At 57.0% G+C, this 18,283-nt stretch carries 16 protein-coding genes and 2 tRNA genes; 2 read left to right on the top strand and 16 right to left on the bottom strand.

Features of this window, described 5'->3' with window-relative positions:
* Positions 1-4: 4 nt before the first annotated feature.
* From F3J39_RS14750 to trxA, 16 genes are all read right to left on the bottom strand, one after another.
* Positions 5-80, bottom strand: a tRNA-His gene (locus tag F3J39_RS14750).
* 90 nt (positions 81-170) lie between these two features.
* Positions 171-247: transfer RNA gene (locus tag F3J39_RS14745), tRNA-Arg, on the bottom strand.
* A 158-nt stretch (positions 248-405) separates the two neighbouring features.
* Positions 406-1,149, bottom strand: a complete 744-nt coding sequence (gene wecG / locus F3J39_RS14740; RefSeq protein WP_175540443.1) for a lipopolysaccharide N-acetylmannosaminouronosyltransferase — start codon at positions 1,147-1,149, stop codon at positions 406-408.
* 19 nt (positions 1,150-1,168) lie between these two features.
* Complete coding sequence (wzyE, locus tag F3J39_RS14735) at positions 1,169-2,512, bottom strand: ECA oligosaccharide polymerase (RefSeq protein WP_166714347.1); 1,344 nt, start codon at positions 2,510-2,512, stop codon at positions 1,169-1,171.
* Positions 2,509-3,579: a TDP-N-acetylfucosamine:lipid II N-acetylfucosaminyltransferase gene (locus tag F3J39_RS14730; protein WP_039381728.1), complete on the bottom strand. Its 1,071-nt coding sequence runs from the start codon at positions 3,577-3,579 to the stop codon at positions 2,509-2,511. The genes wzyE and F3J39_RS14730 overlap by 4 nt, the downstream gene beginning before the upstream one ends.
* Positions 3,576-4,829 (bottom strand): lipid III flippase WzxE, encoded by a 1,254-nt coding sequence (wzxE, locus tag F3J39_RS14725; RefSeq protein WP_039381724.1) that lies wholly within the window; start codon positions 4,827-4,829, stop codon positions 3,576-3,578. Before wzxE ends, F3J39_RS14730 begins: the two co-directional genes overlap by 4 nt.
* Positions 4,829-5,959, bottom strand: a complete 1,131-nt coding sequence (gene rffA / locus F3J39_RS14720) for a dTDP-4-amino-4,6-dideoxygalactose transaminase (RefSeq protein ID WP_071668217.1) — start codon at positions 5,957-5,959, stop codon at positions 4,829-4,831. The genes wzxE and rffA overlap by 1 nt, the downstream gene beginning before the upstream one ends.
* A complete protein-coding gene (gene rffC, locus F3J39_RS14715) occupies positions 5,956-6,654 on the bottom strand; it encodes a dTDP-4-amino-4,6-dideoxy-D-galactose acyltransferase (RefSeq protein WP_039381720.1) in 699 nt (232 codons plus the stop codon). The genes rffA and rffC overlap by 4 nt, the downstream gene beginning before the upstream one ends.
* Positions 6,632-7,513 carry a glucose-1-phosphate thymidylyltransferase RfbA gene (gene rfbA, locus F3J39_RS14710; RefSeq protein ID WP_039381718.1) on the bottom strand — a complete coding sequence of 294 codons (882 nt, stop codon included), beginning with the start codon at positions 7,511-7,513 and terminating at the stop codon, positions 6,632-6,634. Before rfbA ends, rffC begins: the two co-directional genes overlap by 23 nt.
* A 22-nt stretch (positions 7,514-7,535) precedes the next feature.
* Positions 7,536-8,612: a dTDP-glucose 4,6-dehydratase gene (rfbB, locus tag F3J39_RS14705; protein WP_104085860.1), complete on the bottom strand. Its 1,077-nt coding sequence runs from the start codon at positions 8,610-8,612 to the stop codon at positions 7,536-7,538.
* Positions 8,609-9,868: a UDP-N-acetyl-D-mannosamine dehydrogenase gene (gene wecC, locus F3J39_RS14700; protein ID WP_071668218.1), complete on the bottom strand. Its 1,260-nt coding sequence runs from the start codon at positions 9,866-9,868 to the stop codon at positions 8,609-8,611. The genes rfbB and wecC overlap by 4 nt, the downstream gene beginning before the upstream one ends.
* A gap of 2 nt (positions 9,869-9,870) precedes the next feature.
* Positions 9,871-10,995, bottom strand: a complete 1,125-nt coding sequence (gene wecB, locus F3J39_RS14695; RefSeq protein WP_039385676.1) for a UDP-N-acetylglucosamine 2-epimerase (non-hydrolyzing) — start codon at positions 10,993-10,995, stop codon at positions 9,871-9,873.
* A 10-nt stretch (positions 10,996-11,005) separates the two neighbouring features.
* The gene (gene wzzE, locus F3J39_RS14690) at positions 11,006-12,052 is read right to left on the bottom strand and encodes an ECA polysaccharide chain length modulation protein (protein WP_071668219.1); all 1,047 of its coding nucleotides are present in this window, start codon (positions 12,050-12,052) and stop codon (positions 11,006-11,008) included.
* Between the two features lie 33 nt (positions 12,053-12,085).
* Entirely contained in the window at positions 12,086-13,162 is a 1,077-nt protein-coding gene (gene wecA, locus F3J39_RS14685; protein WP_071668220.1) for a UDP-N-acetylglucosamine--undecaprenyl-phosphate N-acetylglucosaminephosphotransferase, read from the bottom strand.
* A 274-nt stretch (positions 13,163-13,436) separates the two neighbouring features.
* The gene (gene rho / locus F3J39_RS14680; protein ID WP_039381703.1) at positions 13,437-14,696 is read right to left on the bottom strand and encodes a transcription termination factor Rho; all 1,260 of its coding nucleotides are present in this window, start codon (positions 14,694-14,696) and stop codon (positions 13,437-13,439) included.
* Positions 14,697-15,040: 344 nt separating this feature from the next.
* Positions 15,041-15,373, bottom strand: a complete 333-nt coding sequence (trxA, locus tag F3J39_RS14675) for a thioredoxin TrxA (protein ID WP_039381699.1) — start codon at positions 15,371-15,373, stop codon at positions 15,041-15,043.
* Positions 15,374-15,489: 116 nt separating this feature from the next.
* Between trxA and rhlB the strand changes: the two genes are divergently transcribed.
* Both rhlB and gppA read left to right on the top strand, forming a co-directional pair.
* On the top strand, positions 15,490-16,785 hold the full coding sequence (rhlB, locus tag F3J39_RS14670; protein ID WP_094111166.1) for an ATP-dependent RNA helicase RhlB: 1,296 nt from the start codon (positions 15,490-15,492) through the stop codon (positions 16,783-16,785).
* Between the two features lie 6 nt (positions 16,786-16,791).
* Positions 16,792-18,276 (top strand): guanosine-5'-triphosphate,3'-diphosphate diphosphatase, encoded by a 1,485-nt coding sequence (gppA, locus tag F3J39_RS14665; RefSeq protein ID WP_166714346.1) that lies wholly within the window; start codon positions 16,792-16,794, stop codon positions 18,274-18,276.
* Positions 18,277-18,283 lie beyond the last annotated feature (7 nt).

Below are 18,283 nucleotides of genomic sequence, written 5' to 3'. Positions count from 1 at the left end.
AATCTGGGGTGGCTAATGGGACTCGAACCCACGACAACTGGAATCACAATCCAGGGCTCTACCAACTGAGCTATAGCCACCATAATTCTGGTGCGTAAGCTGTTACGCTTACTATTCACTGCATAACGCGGTTAAAACCAACCACCGAAGCTCTTGCGCCCAAAAGAAAATGGCGCGCCCGACAGGATTCGAACCTGAGACCTCTGCCTCCGGAGGGCAGCGCTCTATCCAGCTGAGCTACGGGCGCGTAGCGCCGTTGCGGATGGGCATACTACGTATTTGGCTTCACCCTGTCCAGTGCTTTTTAAAGAAAAAAACGCGTTTGGTTATGCTTTGTGCATTCCGTCGATAAATAGCGCAATTTCACGCTTATAAGCTAAAAAATTGCTGGATTAATCAGCAGCCTCAGAGATCGCCCCTCCAGTGATAGCGCAAATATTTCAGCAGCTTTAACTGCCGGCGCCAGCGTGAAGGCTGCCGGATCAGCCGATAGAGCCACTCCAGCCCCAGACGCTGCCAGAGACGCGGTGCACGGGTAACGTTGCCGGTAAAAACATCATAGGTGCCGCCTACTCCCATATAGAGTGCGTCGGGCCAGTGCTGGCGGCAGTCACGCATCAGAAGCTCCTGACGTGGTGAACCCTGCGCTACGGTAACGATTTTTGCGCCGCTCGCAGCGATACGTGCAAACAGCGCCTCGCGGTCAGCCGGGGCAAAATAGCCGTTCTGGCTGCCGACAATATTTACGTTCCACTGACGCTGCAGTTTGTCGCAGGTCTCCTGCAGTACCTGCTCGCGGCCGCCAATTAAAAATACCGGAATCCCGGTGCGTCCGGCGCGCTCCATCAGCGCCTCCCACAGATCGGCACCGGCAATGCGGCTGACCTGCAGCTGCGGATACTTTTTGCGCAGCGAGCGGACAATACTGATGCCATCCGGATATTTAAACTCAGCTTCGCTAATCAGAGCGCGCAGCTGCGCATCTTCTTCCAGCGTCAGCATCTTTTCAGCATTGATTGCAATCAGCGTACCGCGCCGGGGCGTGTTATCAGGCAGCAGAAAGCTGACAAAGCTCTCCATATCGTTAAACGCGTGCAGATCAACGCCGCGTATCGCGTAATGCGGCTCAGTGGTCGTCATGGTTTTCATCTTCCGTTTTGCCCGATGATCAGGAGGAACCGCGCAGCGCCTGAACACGACGCGGACGAATAAGCCCTGCGCGCGCCAGCAGCCAGCTGAGCAGCTTTGCCAGGCCTGTACAGGCGGCAAAAATGATGCAGAAAAACACCACGCGCGAGCCGAATGCGTCCAGCCCCTCGCGAGCGAGAACGATCATGTTAAACACCGCACCGAAGCAGAAACTCTGCAGCACCGCGCCGCTATAGCGGTTGTCGCTGTCACGTCCCTGCGTATAAAGCGCGTCAAAGCCTTTCATCAGGAGGCCCACCGCTACCGCACCCAGCGGAATAAACAGCACGCCACCCATGATCAGCAGCGAACCGATCAGCGTCGGCGAAATGGCCAGGCCGGAGTGGTTATTCAGCACTTCCCAGGTAAAGTAGTTAGCGCTGTTCAGGATCGCAGAGGGACGATCGGGCCACAGCCAGCCCGGAATAAAGACATAAAAGTCGCGCCAGAGCGGCGCCAGCCCCTGAAAATCGATTTTGTCATAGTTCTGCAGCAGCAGCGCCAGGTTCTCCCACGGCGAGAACGTATCCCGCGTCAGGTAGAGAAACGTATAAAAGGCCTCTGCCCCGGCCACATCCAGGTTGTAGCGCCGCAGCGCCAGCCAGAACATACCGCAGATTGCCATCGCGCCTGCCCCTGCCAGCATCCAGAGCGTGATCCAGCCGCGCGTAATACCAATAAACAGAAACAGCGCAAAGGCGATGATGATGTTCGCGCGCGTACCGCCCACCAGCGCATAGGTCAGCAAGCCAAACGCCACTGTTACCAGCAGAAACAGCAGCCACTCCCGCTGTGTCGGATGCAGAAAATAGCGGATCAGCATCGCCGGAATAAAGAAATAGAAGAAGCGCTTGAGCGCCACGCCAGAAACCTCACTCGAGAAAATCTGGTTATAGGCCGAGAGCCGGAACAGCAGCAGCCCGTTGTGCATGAAAAACACGGTCACCGTGCCAATCGCCACCAGCGCCAGCAGCAGGCAGGTGAGATGCGTCTCCACCCGATCCATTACCAGCCACGGCTTGCGCGGCGCGGCGCTGGCCGGTCGCAGCCGGACTTTATAACTGACGTAGTAAATAGCGTAGAAGCTGGTGGCTGCCAGCAGCGCCTGCAGCAGAAAGGCGGGCGGTACCACGGCCACATCAAAGCGGAATACCAGTACGCTGGTCAGCGGAAAACCAAAGTAGAAGGTCAGCAGAAACAGCAGCGTAAAGAAGAGATGAAAGTTAAAGCGCACGCGCCTGAACTCACGCCAGGTCAGCGTCAGGATAAAGCCCAGCGAGCAGAGATAAACCACCAGCAGACCACTAAACTGCAGCAGACTCATGATGCACTTCCTTCACTCAGGCTGAGCGCATGGCGCCAGCCGGCAAGATAGCCCGGCGCAAAAAAAGCGATGGCCGGTTTGTCGCACGCCGTCAGCTGGCGCTGCGCTTCCGCGATGCGGCTGGCATCAAGTTCGTCACAGCTGAACAGCACCGGGATGCCCTGCTCGCTGAGATCGCGCCAGAACGGATTTTTACGGTTCAGCACAAAGGGAATGTTAGCCTGAATCAGCAAACAGAGCGTGCCAATCCCCTGCTGCCGCTCAAACATAAAATAGCCAAGCTGGCAGCGTCTGAGCAACTGCAGGTAGGCTGGAAAATCGAGCCTGTCGCGGATCAGCGTAACCTGCCCGGCCGGAAACAGACGCTGCGCCGCCGCATCGATCTCATCAATATAGGCATAGTTGTTGGCCGGGTAGCCGAGCGGAACCAGCACGCTGACCTGCTCGCCAAACTGCCGGCGTATCGCCTGCAATCCTTCAATGTGCCGGTTGCTGCGGTCGCCGGAGTTGCCCAGCAGGATCGTCAGCGCACTGTCTGATGCTGTGGCGGCAGGCAGCGCAATATCAGGCATGCGCGTCGGAAAATAGAGCAGTGACGCCGGCACCTGCGGATGCCGCTGCTGATAAAAAAAGAGATCGCCGCGCGTAGCAAACACCTGTGCCATACGCCCCTGCGCGATGCGGCGCAGCAGATAGAACAGACGATATTTCAGCCCGGCACCCTCTTCATACAGGTCAGCTCCCCAGACATGCCAGAACGCCTGATGGCGGCGGATCTTTCCACTGAGCAGCGCCAGCCAGATACGCGGGTTAAACTGTCCGTGAAAGAAAAAGCGCCGGGAGCGATCGGCGGCGCGCGCTATTACCGCCTGCGCCAGCGCGGCTTTAGTAGCGAAAGTTTCGATCTGCAGCTGACTACAGGCGGGCAGCGAGCCAGGCGCAGCAACCACCATAAAGCGGCGCGGCGCGGCGGCAGGCAATTCAGTGCCTATAACGTCATTAAAGAAACGCAGCACCGTCTGATTGTGATGCGGGATATCAGATCCCAGCACATGAAATAACGTCATTTTGTCCGGCAATAAATCAGGAAAGCGCCACAGCAAAGGGCAAAATAGAGTATATAGGTCGCCATATACGCCTGCGCTGCGCCAGTCGCGCCGTGAAGCGGGATCAGCCAGCGCGAAAACAGCGTCAGCAAAGCAAACTGGCTGATCTCGGTGAGAATATAGAAGCGCAGCGACGCTTTGGCGATCACCAGATATCCGAAAACATAGGCGCCGACTTTAAAGAGATCGCCACATAACTGCCAGATAAAAAGATCGCGCATGCCGCTAAACTGCGGGGAAAACAGCAGCCAGATCGCCATGTCGCGCAGCAGCCAGACCGCGAAACTGGCGGCCGCTACCGCCGGCAGTACAAACCGCAGCGCGCGGCCTATCTCCCGTGCAATCTGCGGCTTATGCTCCAGGCGTGCCAGCGTCGGCAGCAGCCAGACGCTGAAAGTAGCGGTAATAAACTGCAGATAGGCGTCAGAGATCGTCGTCACGCCCTGCCATAATCCCACCTGCGCCCAGCCCTGCTGTTCCGCCAGCAGATTACGCATCATTACCCACGCAACCGGCAGCGTGATCGACGTTATCAGCGCCATCAGCGTATATTTTGCCAGGTTGCGTGCCAGTTCCGGCTGCCATACTGGCCTGAGCCAGCGCAGCGGCAGCACCGCACGATGGCGCCGCAGCATAATCAGCGCCGGTATCACCAGCAGCGCCGGGACCAGCGCCAGTCCCGCCAGCGCCCCCTGATAACCGCCCAGCCACCAGCAAATAATATAACCGGCCACCCCTGTCAGGCTGCCGGTTATCAGCGCCAGCGCATTGCCGCGCGCATCGCGAAAGCCTTTCAGCAGCGCCAGTGCCAGATTCGCCCAGGCGATGCCAAACTGCAGAAACGCCACGATGCGCACCACGCTCTGGTAGTGCTCGTGCCCAAACAGCATCCGGCTGACCGGTGCCGCACCCAGCAGCAGACCCGCGGCCAGCAGCGCCGAAAAGCCCAGCACCATCGCAGAGGCCGTACCGGTCAGCGCCCGCAGCTGCGCAGGTTCATGCTGCAGCTGCGCCACGCTGGCGGTCACGCCATTAAAAATGCCTGCGCCAGCCAGTACGCCGAGCACGGTAATCAGCTGCCGGAAGTTACCCGCCTGCCCGACGCCTTCCGGACCGAAACTCAGCGCCAGCAGCTTTATCACCAGCAGGCCAGCCGCAATTTTTACCAGCGTGGAGGTCGCGGTCCAGACCGATGCTTTTGCCAGCGACATCAGGCAAAGTAGCTCAGCAGAGAGCTAATCACGGTACGCTGATTGTTATCTGACAGGTTATAGAACAGCGGCAGGCGCAGCAGGCGCTCGCTGTCGCGCGTGGTGACGCGATCTTCACCGTGGAAGCGGCCAAATCGCTCACCGGCAGGCGACGTATGCAGCGGAATGTAGTGAAACACCGTGAGGATCTCCGCTTCTTTCATCCAGCGTATCAGCGCTTCGCGATCGTCACTATCGCGCAGTTTCAGATAGAACATATGCGCATTATGACGGCAGCTATCCGGCACTGCCGGCAGCGCGATCCGCCCCTGAGCCGCCAGCGGCTGCAGCGCGTCGTAGTAGCGCTGCCACAGTCGCAGTCGCTGCTGGTTAATAGTCTGCGCCGCTTCCAGCTGCGCCCAGAGATAGGCTGCCTGCAGATCGGCCATCAGGTAGCTTGAGCCGATATCGCGCCAGGTATATTTATCCACCTGACCACGGAAAAACTGACTGCGGTTGGTGCCTTTTTCCCGGATAATTTCAGCACGCTCGGTGAGCGCTGCATCATTTATCAGCGTCGCACCGCCTTCACCTCCGGCGGTGTAATTTTTCGTTTCGTGAAAGCTAAAGCAGCCGATGTGCCCGATGGTGCCAAGCGCGCGGCCTTTATACTGTGACATGACGCCCTGTGCAGCATCTTCAATGACATAAAGCTGATGCTTTGCGGCCAGCGCCATAATGGTGTCCATTTCACACGCCACGCCCGCATAGTGTACCGGTACGATAGCGCGCGTTTTCGGCGTGATCGCAGCCTCAATCAGTGTCTCATCGATGTTCATCGTATCCGGGCGCACGTCAACAAAGACAATGGTGGCGCCGCGCAGCACAAACGCGTTTGCGGTGGAGACAAAGGTATAGCTCGGCATGATCACTTCATCACCGGGCTCGATGTTGATCAGCAGCGCGGCCATCTCCAGCGAGGCGGTGCAGGAGGGCGTCAGCAGCACTTTTTTACTGCCAAAATGCTGCTCCATCCACTGCTGGCAGCGGCGGGTAAAGCCGCCGTCACCGCACAGCTTGCCGCTGGCCATCGCCGACTGCATATAGTCTGTTTCAGTGCCCACCACAGGGGGCGCGTTAAAAGGGATCATGATGCTTTCCTGTAAAACCAGTAGGCGGTGCTTTCCAGCCGGGCACCGCAGCGTAAATAGAGGCGCATCGCTGCAAGATTGCTGAGCTGCGTGGCAACGCGCAGCTGCGCCAGCTGGCGCACCCGGCCCCAGTCAGCCGCAGCCAGCAGCAGACGCTGGCCAATACCCTGCGACCGGGCATCAGGCAGCACCGCCAGCAGTCCGATACGCACATCGCCGTTCACTTCACGCAGGGAGACAAAGCCCTGCAGGCTGCCCTGTTCATCGCAGGCGATCAGACACTGGTGATCGAAGGTGCCGCGCACCGCGTTTTCAATCCACTGCGCATAAAACCGGCCGCTGTCGGCCGCGTCAAACCACGGGGCACGAAACCGGCTCTGGCTGAAGGCTTCTGCAGCGGCGGCACGCAACGCCGGGATTTGCGCCTCACGCGCAATTCGTACGCCAGGCTGACGCGCCGTCTGCGTCAGCGGTAACGTCAGATCGGCTTCTCCCTCAACCAGCTGAAAGCCGTGCTGGCAGACCGCATCAATCGCCGCGGTCTGCTCTGCCGGCACTTTTATCTGCAGCAGGCCTGTCGCCTGCTGCAGCGCCTGCGGCAACGTTAGTTCACCCTGCAGCGTCAGGCGCGCCGTGGGCTGATGAAAGAAGTCACTCTCCCACTCAAGGGGATCAATACTGACGCGGACGGGCATGTAAAATATCCAGCAGATACTGGCCGTAGCCGGTTTTGGTTAACGCCTCGCCTGCCGCCTGTAGCTGAGCATCGCTCAGCCAGCCGTTGCGCCAGGCAATCTCTTCCAGGCAGGCTATCTTGAATCCCTGCCGCTTTTCTACCGTCTGCACAAAGACGCTGGCTTCAACCAGGCTGTCATGCGTACCGGTATCCAGCCAGGCGAACCCGCGACCCAGCAGCTCAACAGAGAGTGAGCCAGCCTCCAGGTACATCTGGTTAATCGCCGTAATCTCCAGCTCACCGCGCGCCGAGGGCTGGACGCGCTTTGCAAACTCCACCACGCGGCGATCGTAAAAATAGAGTCCGGTCACCGCCCAGCGCGATTTTGGCTGCGCCGGCTTCTCTTCGATTGAAAGCGCATTAAACGCCTCATCAAATTCCACCACGCCGAACCGCTCGGGATCCATCACCTGGTAAGCGAAGAGCGTCGCGCCTTCCGTTCGGGCAGCCACTTTTTTCAGCTTCGGACTAAAACCCTGACCAAAGTAGAGATTGTCGCCCAGCACCAGACAGCAGTGGTCGTCACCAATAAACGATTCACCAATAATAAACGCCTGCGCCAGTCCATCGGGGCTTGGCTGTTCAGCATAGGAGAGCCGGACACCAAACTCACTGCCATCCCCCAGCAGACGCTCAAAGTGCGCCCGGTCTTCAGGCGTGGTAATGATCAACACATCGCGGATGCCTGCCAGCATCAGGACAGAAAGGGGATAATAGATCATCGGCTTGTCATACACCGGCAGCAGCTGCTTGGAAATTGCGCGGGTAATCGGATGCAGGCGCGTTCCTGAACCACCCGCCAGAATAATACCTTTCATCATTGCTCCTTCTGGCTCTGCTTCAGCGCGATGCGGTTAAGCCGAGACGTTCAGCGCGATAGCTGCCGTTGAGAATAGCCTGCCACCACTGCGGGTTGGCCAGATACCACTCCACCGTTTTACGTATGCCGCTCTCAAAGGTTTCCTGTGGCGTCCAGCCCAGCTCGCGGGCAATTTTGCTGGCATCGATGGCGTAACGCAGATCGTGTCCGGGACGGTCGCTAACAAAGGCGATCAGCTCGCGGTAGCTGTTAATCGCCGCAGGACGCTGCCCGGCGGCAAGCTCATCGAGCAGATCGCACAGAGCGTGCACTACCTCAAGATTACGTCGCTCATTATGCCCGCCAATATTGTAGGTCTCTCCTGCTTTGCCGTGACTGACAACGGTATAGAGCGCGCGCGCATGATCTTCCACATAGAGCCAGTCGCGGATCTGGCTGCCGTTGCCGTAGACCGGCAGCGCCTTGCCCGCCAGCGCATTGATGATAGTCAGCGGGATCAGCTTCTCCGGAAAATGGCACGGGCCATAATTATTGGAGCAGTTGGTGACGATCACCGGCAGTCCATACGTTCGCATCCAGGCACGCATCAGATGATCGCTGCTGGCTTTTGATGCGGAGTAGGGGCTGCTCGGCGCATAAGGCGTGGTTTCGGTGAAAAAATCATCCGTACCGTGCAGATCGCCAAAGACTTCGTCTGTGGAAATATGGTGCAGCAGGAAGCCAGCTTTGCGCGTGCTCTCCATCGCCTGCCAGTAGTGGCGTACCGCTTCCAGCAGATGATAAGTGCCGACAATATTGGTTTCGATAAAGGCAAATGGCCCATCAATCGAGCGGTCGACGTGGCTTTCTGCTGCCAGATGCATTACGCAGTCGGGCTGATACTGCGCCAGCACCCGATCAAGCTCCGGCCGGTTACAGATATCAACCTGTTCAAAGGCAAAACGCGGATGCTGCTGCACGCCCGCCAGCGACGCCAGATTGCCGGCGTAGCTTAGCTTATCCACCACCACGACCTGATGCTCCGTGCTTTCAATCAGAAAGCGCACCAGCGCTGAGCCTATAAATCCCGCGCCGCCGGTGATCAGAAAGCGTTTCATCGCCATACCCCTTTGGTATCGACAATCCACGGCTGGGCAATCTGCGCAGCGTCAATGGCCCGGAACTGTGCATGATCAACCAGCATCACCAGAATGTCAGCCTGCTGTAGCGCCTGCTCCACGGATACCAGCGAGGCGTCCTGCCCCAGCCGGTCAGGAATCGACGTAACGTGCGGCTCGACAACCCAGGTCTCTCCGCTGTGCCACGCCGCAATGCGCTGCGCGACCGCCATCGCCGGGCTCTCACGCAGATCGTCGATATCGGGCTTAAACGCCAGCCCGAAACAGGCAATAGCGATCTCGCTGGCGCGCTTATCGCTCTGCGTCGCGCACTCCGCCAGCGCCTGTTTTACCTGCTCCAGTACCCAGCCAGGTTTGGCATCATTCACTTCACGCGCGGTGCGAATCAGCCGCGCCTGCTGCGGGTTCTGCGCCACAATAAACCACGGGTCGACGGCAATACAGTGTCCGCCCACGCCCGGTCCGGGCTGCAGAATATTGACGCGCGGATGCCGGTTCGCCAGCGCAATCAGCTCCCAGACGTTGATCTTCTGATCGGCGCAGATCAGCGACAGCTCATTAGCAAAAGCGATATTGACATCGCGGAAGCTGTTTTCCGTCAGCTTGCACATCTCCGCCGTACGCGCGTTGGTTTCAACGCAGGCTCCGCGCAGGAAAATACGGTACAGCTCGCTGGCACGCGCCGAACAGGCGGGCGTCATGCCGCCAATCACGCGATCGTTCTCCAGCAGTTCGGTCATCACCTTGCCGGGCAGCACCCGCTCCGGACAGTAGGCGATAAAGATATCGCTCTCGCCCTCATGCTGAGGAAAACGCAGATCGGGACGCGCCTCGGCCAGCCATTCCGCCATCTGCTCTGTGGCGCCGACCGGCGAAGTCGACTCCAGAATCACCAGATCGCCTGTTTTCAGTACCGGTGCCAGCGACAGCGCGGCCGCGCGGACAAAGCTCAGGTCTGGCTGATGATCGTTCATAAAGGGCGTGGGGACAGCGATCAGAAACGCATCTGCCGGTTCTGCCGTCGTGGTGGCGCGCAGCAGCCCCTGCTGCACCGCCTGCCGGACCACCTCGCCGAGATCGGGCTCCACGATGTGGATTTCCCCCCGGTTAATGGTTTCAACGGCGCGCAGATTGACATCCACGCCCACGACCTGCTTTCCCCTTGAAGCGAAAACGGCTGCCGTTGGCAGCCCGATGTAACCCAGTCCGATCACGGAAATGGTATTAAAAGACATAATTAAACTCTGTTGTTGTTCAGCGCCTGCAGAATGCGTGCGCAGGCGTGGCCGTCGCCATAAGGGTTGTGTGCCCGGCTCATACTCTGCCACGCCTCTTCGTCCTGCAGCAGCAGGGTGACTTCAGCGACAATGGTATCGACATCGGTGCCAACCAGTTTTACCGTCCCTGCCGCGACCGCTTCCGGCCGCTCCGTGGTATCGCGCATCACCAGCACCGGTTTCCCCAGCGACGGCGCCTCTTCCTGAATTCCGCCGGAATCGGTGAGGATCAGCCAGGCACGGTTCATCAACCAGACAAACGGCAGATACTCCTGCGGTTCGATCAGAATAATATTGTCGATACCGCTAAGTATCCGGTTAACCGGCTCGCTGACGTTGGGATTGAGATGCACCGGATAGACGATCTGCGCCTGCGGATGAAGGCGCGCAATCTGCGCCAGCGCACTGCAGATACGCTCAAAGCCCTTACCAAAACTTTCGCGCCGGTGACCGGTAACCAGGATCAGCTTTTTGTCCGATTCCAGAAACGGATAGTGCGCCGCCAGGCGGGCATTGAGATCGGCGTTGGTCAGCACGCGATCGCGCACCCACAGCAGCGCGTCGATTACCGTATTGCCGGTGACAAAGATACGCGCATCAGGCAGGTTTTCCCGCAGCAGGTTCTGCCGCGATGTGGTGGTCGGCGTGAAGTGATAGCTTGCCAGATGGCCTGTGAGCGTGCGGTTAGCCTCCTCCGGCCAGGGCGACATCAGATTACCGGTGCGTAAACCAGCCTCGACGTGTCCCACCGGGATCTGCTGATAAAAAGCCGCCAGGCTGGCCGCCAGCGTGGTGGTGGTATCACCGTGCACCAGCACCACATCAGGTTTAAAATCGGCTAAAACGGTTTTCATGCCCTGCAGAATACGGCAGGTAATCTCGGTCAGCCCCTGCTCCGGGCGCATGATATTTAAATCGTAATCGGGCTGCAGCTGAAACAGATGCAGCACCTGATCGAGCATTTCACGGTGCTGTGCGGTGACGCACAGGCGGGATTCAAACGCAGCATCCTGCGCCAGTGCCTGCACCAGCGGCGCCATTTTGATGGCTTCAGGACGGGTGCCAAATACAGTCAGTACTTTCACGCTGATTCTCTTATTGGCGAATAGCTGATAACGCGCGCGGCCGGCGCACCAGCGCCACACCCGCTCCGACCAGCGCCCCGATCGCTCCCCACATCACCATCATAAACAGACGGCGCGGGCTGTCGCGTGAAACGGGCTCTTCCGGCGTACGCAGGTAGCGGTAAGTCTGGAACTGTTTATCAAGGCGTGGGCCAGCCTGTAACGTGCTCAGCATCGCCCTGTTTTGATCATAGCTCAAATCGTAGGCGGGGCCGCTGGCCTGCAGCATATCGAGCTGCGCCTGTAGCCGCTGCTGGCCCAGTAAAAAGCGATCGCTCTCTGGCAGGCTCTCACCTGCAGCAGGCGCACGGTTATCGGTAATACCCTGCTGACTGGCGAGCTTCAGCGCCTGCTCAATGCGCTGACGCTGGCGATCGTACACCGCCTGCGCCACCGCCTGCTGCCGGTCAACCTGCGACTGCAGCTGCACGTTACGCGCCTGCCATGCGCCTTTCAGCTCTTCATTCAGATGGCGTGCTGCACGCTCGCTGGCGTAAGCAATATACTGACGCAGAAGATTGTTAGCATCACCGGCGGTTTCTGCCACCAGCCGCACCGTATCAAGCGTGTTGTGCGCACTATCTGCCGGCATAAACTGGATGTTGGTGATCATATCGTCCAGCAAGGCCGCATCATTATGCGCATTACCACTTTTACGGCTTTTAAAATAGTCGGTCTGCTGCCAGAAATCGCGCCGCGTATCCCATGAAGCGAGCTGCATGGTGAACTCCTGATAGACCTCATCCATTACGGTAGGGGCCGGATTATTCAGGCTCAGCGTATTGCTGTGGATATCGAGGTTGTTCAGAAACTGCTGCTGTACATAGTAGTCGCCCAGCATGTTAACCGTAGGCCTGTCGGTGACTGCCGTGGTGCTCCACGCCTGCTTCATCAGCATTGAAGCGAGCCAGGCCAGCAGGGCAAACAGAACAGCGCAGCCCGCTATCCAGCGTTTACCGCGCCACAGCGTGCAGCCCAGGCCGCGAATATCCAGTTCGTTCTCCACAACAGAGTTCATAACAGCGGTGTCCTTATCTGATGCTTATCCAGGTCATGTTTTATTGATATGCGCTTGATTCCATCTGCGCTTGAGACGGCGAATCATTCGTGCCATACGCCACGCGTGTTTAATGCAGTAGCCATAGAGCAGAAATGCTACCAGGAAGAGCACCAGCATGACCCACTCAGGTATGAACGCCAGATATTCGCCGAGCACGCCGATGCCTGCCAGCAGCGCCGCCGCCAGCGTGATCAGTAAAAAAGCCTGACGTGACGAGAAACCGGCACGCATGATGAGATGGTGAATATGTTGCCTGTCGGCTGAGAATGGACTCATGCCCTTGCGCAGCCGGCGATACATGATAGCCACCATATCCATCAGCGGGATGGCGATCAGCCACAGCGCTGTTACCGGCGTAATAGGATGGCTCAGGCCCTGTGTCGTTTCCAGCAGGATCCAGATAATAGTGAAACCGATCATGGTGCTGCCGGCATCACCCATAAACACTTTATAGCGTTTGCCCAGAAAACCGAGGTTCAGCAAAATATAGGGAATAGTGGCGGCGATCATGGCAAAACACCACATTGCCAGGCTGGTCATGCCGTCAAAATAGAGAATGATCCCCATTGCACCGAACGTTACGCAGGAGAGTCCGCCCAGCAGACCATCGATACCGTCGACCATGTTAAACGCATTAATTGCCGCCCAGACGGCGAACAGCGTTAATACGTAGCCAAAGGGACCGACGACAATCTCCACCGGACCCACAATAAAACCGAGACTCAGCAAATAGAGCTTGGCGCCATACATCATGACAACGGCGATAATCGCCTGCATACAGGCGCGAAACTTTACGCTGATATCAAAGCGATCGTCGAGTGCGCCGACCAGCACCAGCACGCCGGCACAGAAGAGATAGAGCAGGCCGTTCGGCATATAGGACTGCGTAATAAGGAAAGCGAAGCAAACGCCAGCGTAAACGGAAATACCGCCAACGAGAGGGATAACGCCCTGATGCTTTTTCCTTGCATTAGGCTTATCAACTAATCCGATTTTTTTTGCGACCTTACGGGCCATAAAAAGGAATGCCAGAGAGAAGAGAAAAGTTAAACCCAGCTCTGCACCCATAGTGAGTAAATTCACATTAACGCTCTCAGCTAAAATCGTGGACAACAATAAGCAAAATCCCGGTTATTGCTGTATATCCCTGTCTGACCAGGCCGCAGCGCGCGCGGTTGCTGAAAAAATCGCCGCCTTTCTGCTTGCGTCATTCTAAAACTTTTCTGACTCGCCTAATCCTAATGCGCACAAATAAAAAACGCCACGATAAGCCGTGGCGTTTAACAGAAATAATGCCGATTTATTACCTGCGTAACAATATCATTGTTTCGCTTTTAACCGCTTATGAACGCTTCATCATGTCGAAGAATTCATCGTTGGTTTTGGTCATCGCCAGCTTGTTGATGAGGAACTCCATCGCGTCAATCTCGCCCATCGGGTGAATAATTTTGCGCAGGATCCACATCTTCTGCAGCTCTTCCTGAGAGGTGAGCAGCTCTTCTTTACGGGTACCGGAACGGTTGTAGTCAATTGCCGGGAAGACGCGTTTTTCCGCAATCTTACGCGACAGGTGCAGTTCCATGTTACCTGTACCTTTAAACTCTTCGTAAATGACTTCATCCATTTTCGAACCGGTATCAACCAGCGCTGTGGCGATGATAGTCAGGCTACCGCCCTCTTCCACGTTACGTGCTGCACCGAAGAAACGCTTCGGACGATGCAGGGCGTTGGCATCAACACCACCGGTCAGGACTTTACCTGAGGCAGGAACCACGGTGTTATACGCACGCGCCAGACGGGTGATTGAGTCGAGCAGGATGATGACATCTTTTTTATGCTCAACCAGGCGCTTGGCCTTTTCGATGACCATTTCAGCAACCTGCACGTGGCGGGATGCAGGCTCATCGAAGGTAGAGGCGATAACTTCACCTTTAACCAGACGCTGCATCTCGGTCACTTCTTCCGGGCGCTCGTCAATCAGCAGCACCATCAGGACGCAATCCGGATGATTATACGCAATGCTCTGCGCAATGTTCTGCAGCAGCATGGTTTTACCCGCTTTTGGCGGTGCCACAATCAGGCCACGCTGGCCGCGGCCAATTGGCGACGCCAGATCCAGCACGCGAGCGGTTAAGTCTTCAGTTGAGCCATTACCCCGCTCCATACGCAGACGACTGTTAGCGTGCAGCGGCGTGAGGTTTTCGAACAGAATCTTACTGCGGGCGTTTTCCGGCTTGTCGTAGTTAACTTCGTTAACTTTCAGCAGGGCAAAATAGCGCTCACCCTCTTTTGGCGGACGGATTTTACCGGAAATGGTGTCGCCGGTACGCAGGTTAAAACGACGAATCTGGCTGGGGGAAACATAGATATCGTCAGGACCGGCGAGGTAGGAGCTGTCTCCGGAACGGAGGAATCCAAATCCGTCCTGCAATATCTCCAGCACGCCATCACCAAAGATGTCTTCGCCGCTCTTCGCATGTTGTTTGAGGATGGCGAAAATAATGTCCTGTTTGCGCATGCGCGCCAGGTTTTCCAGCCCCATATTTTCGCCGAGAGTAATCAGCTCAGAAACCGGCGTATTCTTTAATTCGGTAAGATTCATAGTGATGGGTTCTTAAACTCGGGGTAATTCTCGAAATGATTGTCGTGAATGGTATGGCAAAAATTCCATGCCTGTTAATGGCTCTTTTTCAACACTGCTCGGCGGGTATCGTCTGATAGAGCGATAGGAAGCGAGAGACGGTCGAAAGATGATGCCGGGTATGCTAGCCGTCAGATTGCCAAACCACAAAAACGTTCAACTCGAGCGGGGTCTGACAAGAGAAATCTTTAGATGCAAACTACAAAGGTAAGTGCGTAATGCAGTATCGTCAAATTAGCACGCCTGACCAGCGGCGTCCAGCAGTGGCGAAAAAATTCACCACTGCGGAACAGAGCGCGTTGCGCTTACGCCAGATTGGCGTTAAGGAACTCTTTCAGCTGGCCTTTAGACAGCGCACCCACTTTAGTTGCCGCCACTTCGCCGTTTTTAAACAGCAGCAGGGTCGGAATACCACGGATGCCATATTTTGGCGCGGTACCTGGGTTCTCATCAATGTTCAGCTTGGCGATGGTAAGCTTACCGTCGTACTCTTCAGCAACTTCATCGAGGATCGGGGCGATCATTTTGCAAGGACCACACCATTCAGCCCAGAAGTCAACCAGGGTAACACCCTCGGCTTTCAGCACGTCAGTATCGAAACTGTCATCGGTGAGGTGAACGATTTTATCGCTGCTCATGTTTAACTCCAAAGATTATGCCTGGCGAATTGGCGTAAAATATACCAACGTTGGTTAACTTTATTTCATCGGATACGCTTTCGTAAAGCGATAGTAAGCTGATATTCTACCACACTATGAGCAAAACACACTTAACCGAACAGAAGTTTTCCGACTTCGCCCTGCACCCTCAGGTCGTGGAAGCCCTTGATACTAAAGGCTTTCAGCATTGCACGCCTATTCAGGCGCTCGCACTGCCTTTTGCGCTTTCAGGGCGTGATGTTGCGGGTCAGGCGCAAACCGGTACCGGCAAAACGATGGCGTTTCTGACGTCAACGTTTCATTATCTTCTTTCTCACCCTGCAGCTGAAGGGCGCCAGGTTAATCAGCCACGTGCGCTGATCATGGCCCCTACGCGCGAGCTGGCCGTACAGATTCACGCCGATGCGGAGCCGCTGGCTAAAGCGACCGGCCTGAAAATGGGTCTGGCTTACGGCGGCGACGGCTATGACAAGCAGCTTAAAGTGCTCGCTGACGGTGTCGACATCCTGGTGGGCACTACCGGACGTCTGATTGATTACGCAAAACAGAACCATGTGAATCTGGGCGCTATTCAGGTTGTGGTGCTGGACGAAGCCGATCGCATGTTCGATCTCGGCTTTATTAAAGATATTCGCTGGCTATTCCGCCGCATGCCGCCTGCCACGCAGCGTCTGAGCATGCTGTTTTCCGCAACGCTCTCTTACCGCGTCCGGGAACTGGCGTTTGAGCATATGAACAACGCGGAATATGTCGAAGTGGAACCGGAACAGAAAACCGGCCACCGCATCAAAGAAGAGCTCTTCTATCCATCCAATGAAGAGAAGATGCGTCTGCTGCAGACGCTGATCGAAGAAGAGTGGCCCGATCGCGCCATCATCTTTGCTAACACCAAGTATCGCTGTGAAGATATCTGGGGCCATCTGGCCGCCGACGGTCATCGCGTCGGTCTGCTGACCGGTGATGTCCCGCAGAAAAAGCGCCTGCGCATTCTCGATGATTTCACCAAAGGCGACGTGGATATTCTGGTAGCAACGGATGTTGCGGCGCGCGGTCTGCATATTCCGGCCGTAACGCACGTCTTTAACTACGATCTGCCGGACGATCGCGAAGATTACGTTCACCGTATTGGTCGTACCGGCCGTGCCGGCGCCAGCGGACACTCTATCAGCCTCGCGTGTGAAGAGTATGCGCTGAATCTGCCCGCGATTGAGGAGTATATCGGTCACGGCATTCCGGTCAGCAAATACAACAGCGATGCGCTGCTCAGCGATCTGCCACCGGCAAAACGTCTGCAGCGCAACCGCACCGGCAACGGTCAGCGTCGCGGCGGCAATAACAGTAATCGCCGGAGCAGCGCGCCCCGTAATCATAACCGTAAACGCCCAGGTTAATCCCACATGCTAAGCGCATCATCACTCTATGCAGCGATCGACCTCGGGTCTAACAGCTTTCATATGCTGGTGGTGCGTGAAGTTTCCGGCACTATTCAGACCGTGGCGCGCATCAAGCGCAAAGTCCGGCTGGCAGCAGGACTTAATGCTGGCAGCGAACTCTCTGCTGAGGCGATGCAGCGCGGCTGGCAGTGCCTGAAGCTGTTTTCGGAACAGCTGCAGGATATCCCGCCAGAGCAGATCCGCGTGGTGGCGACCGCCACGCTGCGCATCGCACGCAACGCGCCAGACTTTCTGACCACCGCTGAAGCGATCCTGGGCTGTCCGGTCAATGTTATCAGCGGTGAGGAAGAAGCGCGCCTGATCTATCAGGGCGTGGCCCATACGACCGGCGGCTCCGACCAGCGTCTGGTGGTCGATATTGGCGGCGGCAGCACCGAACTGGTTACCGGTGAAGGTTCGCACGCAACCACGCTGTTCAGCCTTTCAATGGGCTGCGTCACCTGGCTGGAGCGTTTTTTCAGCAATCGCCATCTGACGCAGGACAATTTTGACCGGGCAGAACAGGCGGCGCGCGACATGCTGCAACCCGTGGTAGCGGCGCTGCGTGAGAAAGGATGGCAGGTCTGCGTCGGTGCATCCGGTACGGTTCAGGCTCTGCAGGAGATCATGGTGGCGCAGGGGATGGATGAGCGTATCACCCTGAGTAAACTGCAGCAGCTGAAGCAGCGCGCTATTCAGTGCGGCAAGCTGGAAGAGCTGGAAATTGAAGGGCTGACGCTGGAGCGTGCGCTGGTCTTTCCCAGCGGTTTGTCGATTCTCATCGCCATTTTCAACGAACTGAATATTGATAGCATGACGCTGGCAGGCGGCGCGCTGCGCGAAGGTCTGGTGTATGGCATGCTCCATCTGCCGGTCAATCGCGATATCCGCAGCCGTACGCTGCATAATGTGCAGCGCCGTTTTTCAATCGATGTGGAACAGGCTGACCGGGTGCAGCAGCTGGCTGAACGTTTTTTTCGTCAGGTCAGCCAGAGCTGGAAGCTTGACCAGCGCTGTCGCGATCTGCTGTTAAGCGCCTGTGCCGTACACGAAATTGGCCTGAGCGTCGATTTTCGTCAGGCTCCCCGGCACGCCGCCTATCTGATCCGCCATCTCGATCTGCCTGGCTTTACGCCCGCGCAGAAAAAAGTGCTCGCCTGTTTGCTGCAGAACCAGAGCGGCAGTATCGATCTGGCTCTGCTGGCCCAGCAAAATGCCGTGCCGCCGCGTACGGCAGAACGCCTGAGCCGCCTGCTGCGCCTGGCGATTATCTTCTCCACGCGTCGCCGTGACGATACGCTTCCGGCGGTACGCTTACTGGCAGAAGAGGATACGCTGCACCTGACGCTGCCGGCGGGCTGGCTGGAGGCGCATCCGCTGCGCGCCGAGCTGCTGGAGCAGGAGAGCCACTTTCAGTCCTACGTTCACTGGCTCCTGACCTTCTCCTGATGACGTG

The organism is Pantoea sp. Acro-807, from assembly GCF_011752675.1.
GTDB lineage: Bacteria > Pseudomonadota > Gammaproteobacteria > Enterobacterales > Enterobacteriaceae > Pantoea > Pantoea eucrina.
The sequence above is the reverse complement of the archived record's forward strand: the minus strand, read 5'-3'. Positions and strand labels throughout refer to the sequence as shown.

Coding starts and splice junctions, on each gene's coding strand:
- wecG (WP_175540443.1), bottom strand. CDS start 1,149: ATGAAAACCATGACGACCACTGAGCCGCATTACGCGATACGCGGCGTT.
- wzyE (WP_166714347.1), bottom strand. CDS start 2,512: ATGAGTCTGCTGCAGTTTAGTGGTCTGCTGGTGGTTTATCTCTGCTCG.
- F3J39_RS14730 (WP_039381728.1), bottom strand. CDS start 3,579: ATGACGTTATTTCATGTGCTGGGATCTGATATCCCGCATCACAATCAG.
- wzxE (WP_039381724.1), bottom strand. CDS start 4,829: ATGTCGCTGGCAAAAGCATCGGTCTGGACCGCGACCTCCACGCTGGTA.
- rffA (WP_071668217.1), bottom strand. CDS start 5,959: ATGATCCCTTTTAACGCGCCCCCTGTGGTGGGCACTGAAACAGACTAT.
- rffC (WP_039381720.1), bottom strand. CDS start 6,654: ATGCCCGTCCGCGTCAGTATTGATCCCCTTGAGTGGGAGAGTGACTTC.
- rfbA (WP_039381718.1), bottom strand. CDS start 7,513: ATGAAAGGTATTATTCTGGCGGGTGGTTCAGGAACGCGCCTGCATCCG.
- rfbB (WP_104085860.1), bottom strand. CDS start 8,612: ATGAAACGCTTTCTGATCACCGGCGGCGCGGGATTTATAGGCTCAGCG.
- wecC (WP_071668218.1), bottom strand. CDS start 9,868: ATGTCTTTTAATACCATTTCCGTGATCGGACTGGGTTACATCGGGCTG.
- wzzE (WP_071668219.1), bottom strand. CDS start 12,052: ATGAACTCTGTTGTGGAGAACGAACTGGATATTCGCGGCCTGGGCTGC.
- wecA (WP_071668220.1), bottom strand. CDS start 13,162: ATGGGTGCAGAGCTGGGTTTAACTTTTCTCTTCTCTCTGGCATTCCTT.
- rho (WP_039381703.1), bottom strand. CDS start 14,696: ATGAATCTTACCGAATTAAAGAATACGCCGGTTTCTGAGCTGATTACT.
- trxA (WP_039381699.1), bottom strand. CDS start 15,373: ATGAGCAGCGATAAAATCGTTCACCTCACCGATGACAGTTTCGATACT.
- rhlB (WP_094111166.1), top strand. CDS start 15,490: ATGAGCAAAACACACTTAACCGAACAGAAGTTTTCCGACTTCGCCCTG.
- gppA (WP_166714346.1), top strand. CDS start 16,792: ATGCTAAGCGCATCATCACTCTATGCAGCGATCGACCTCGGGTCTAAC.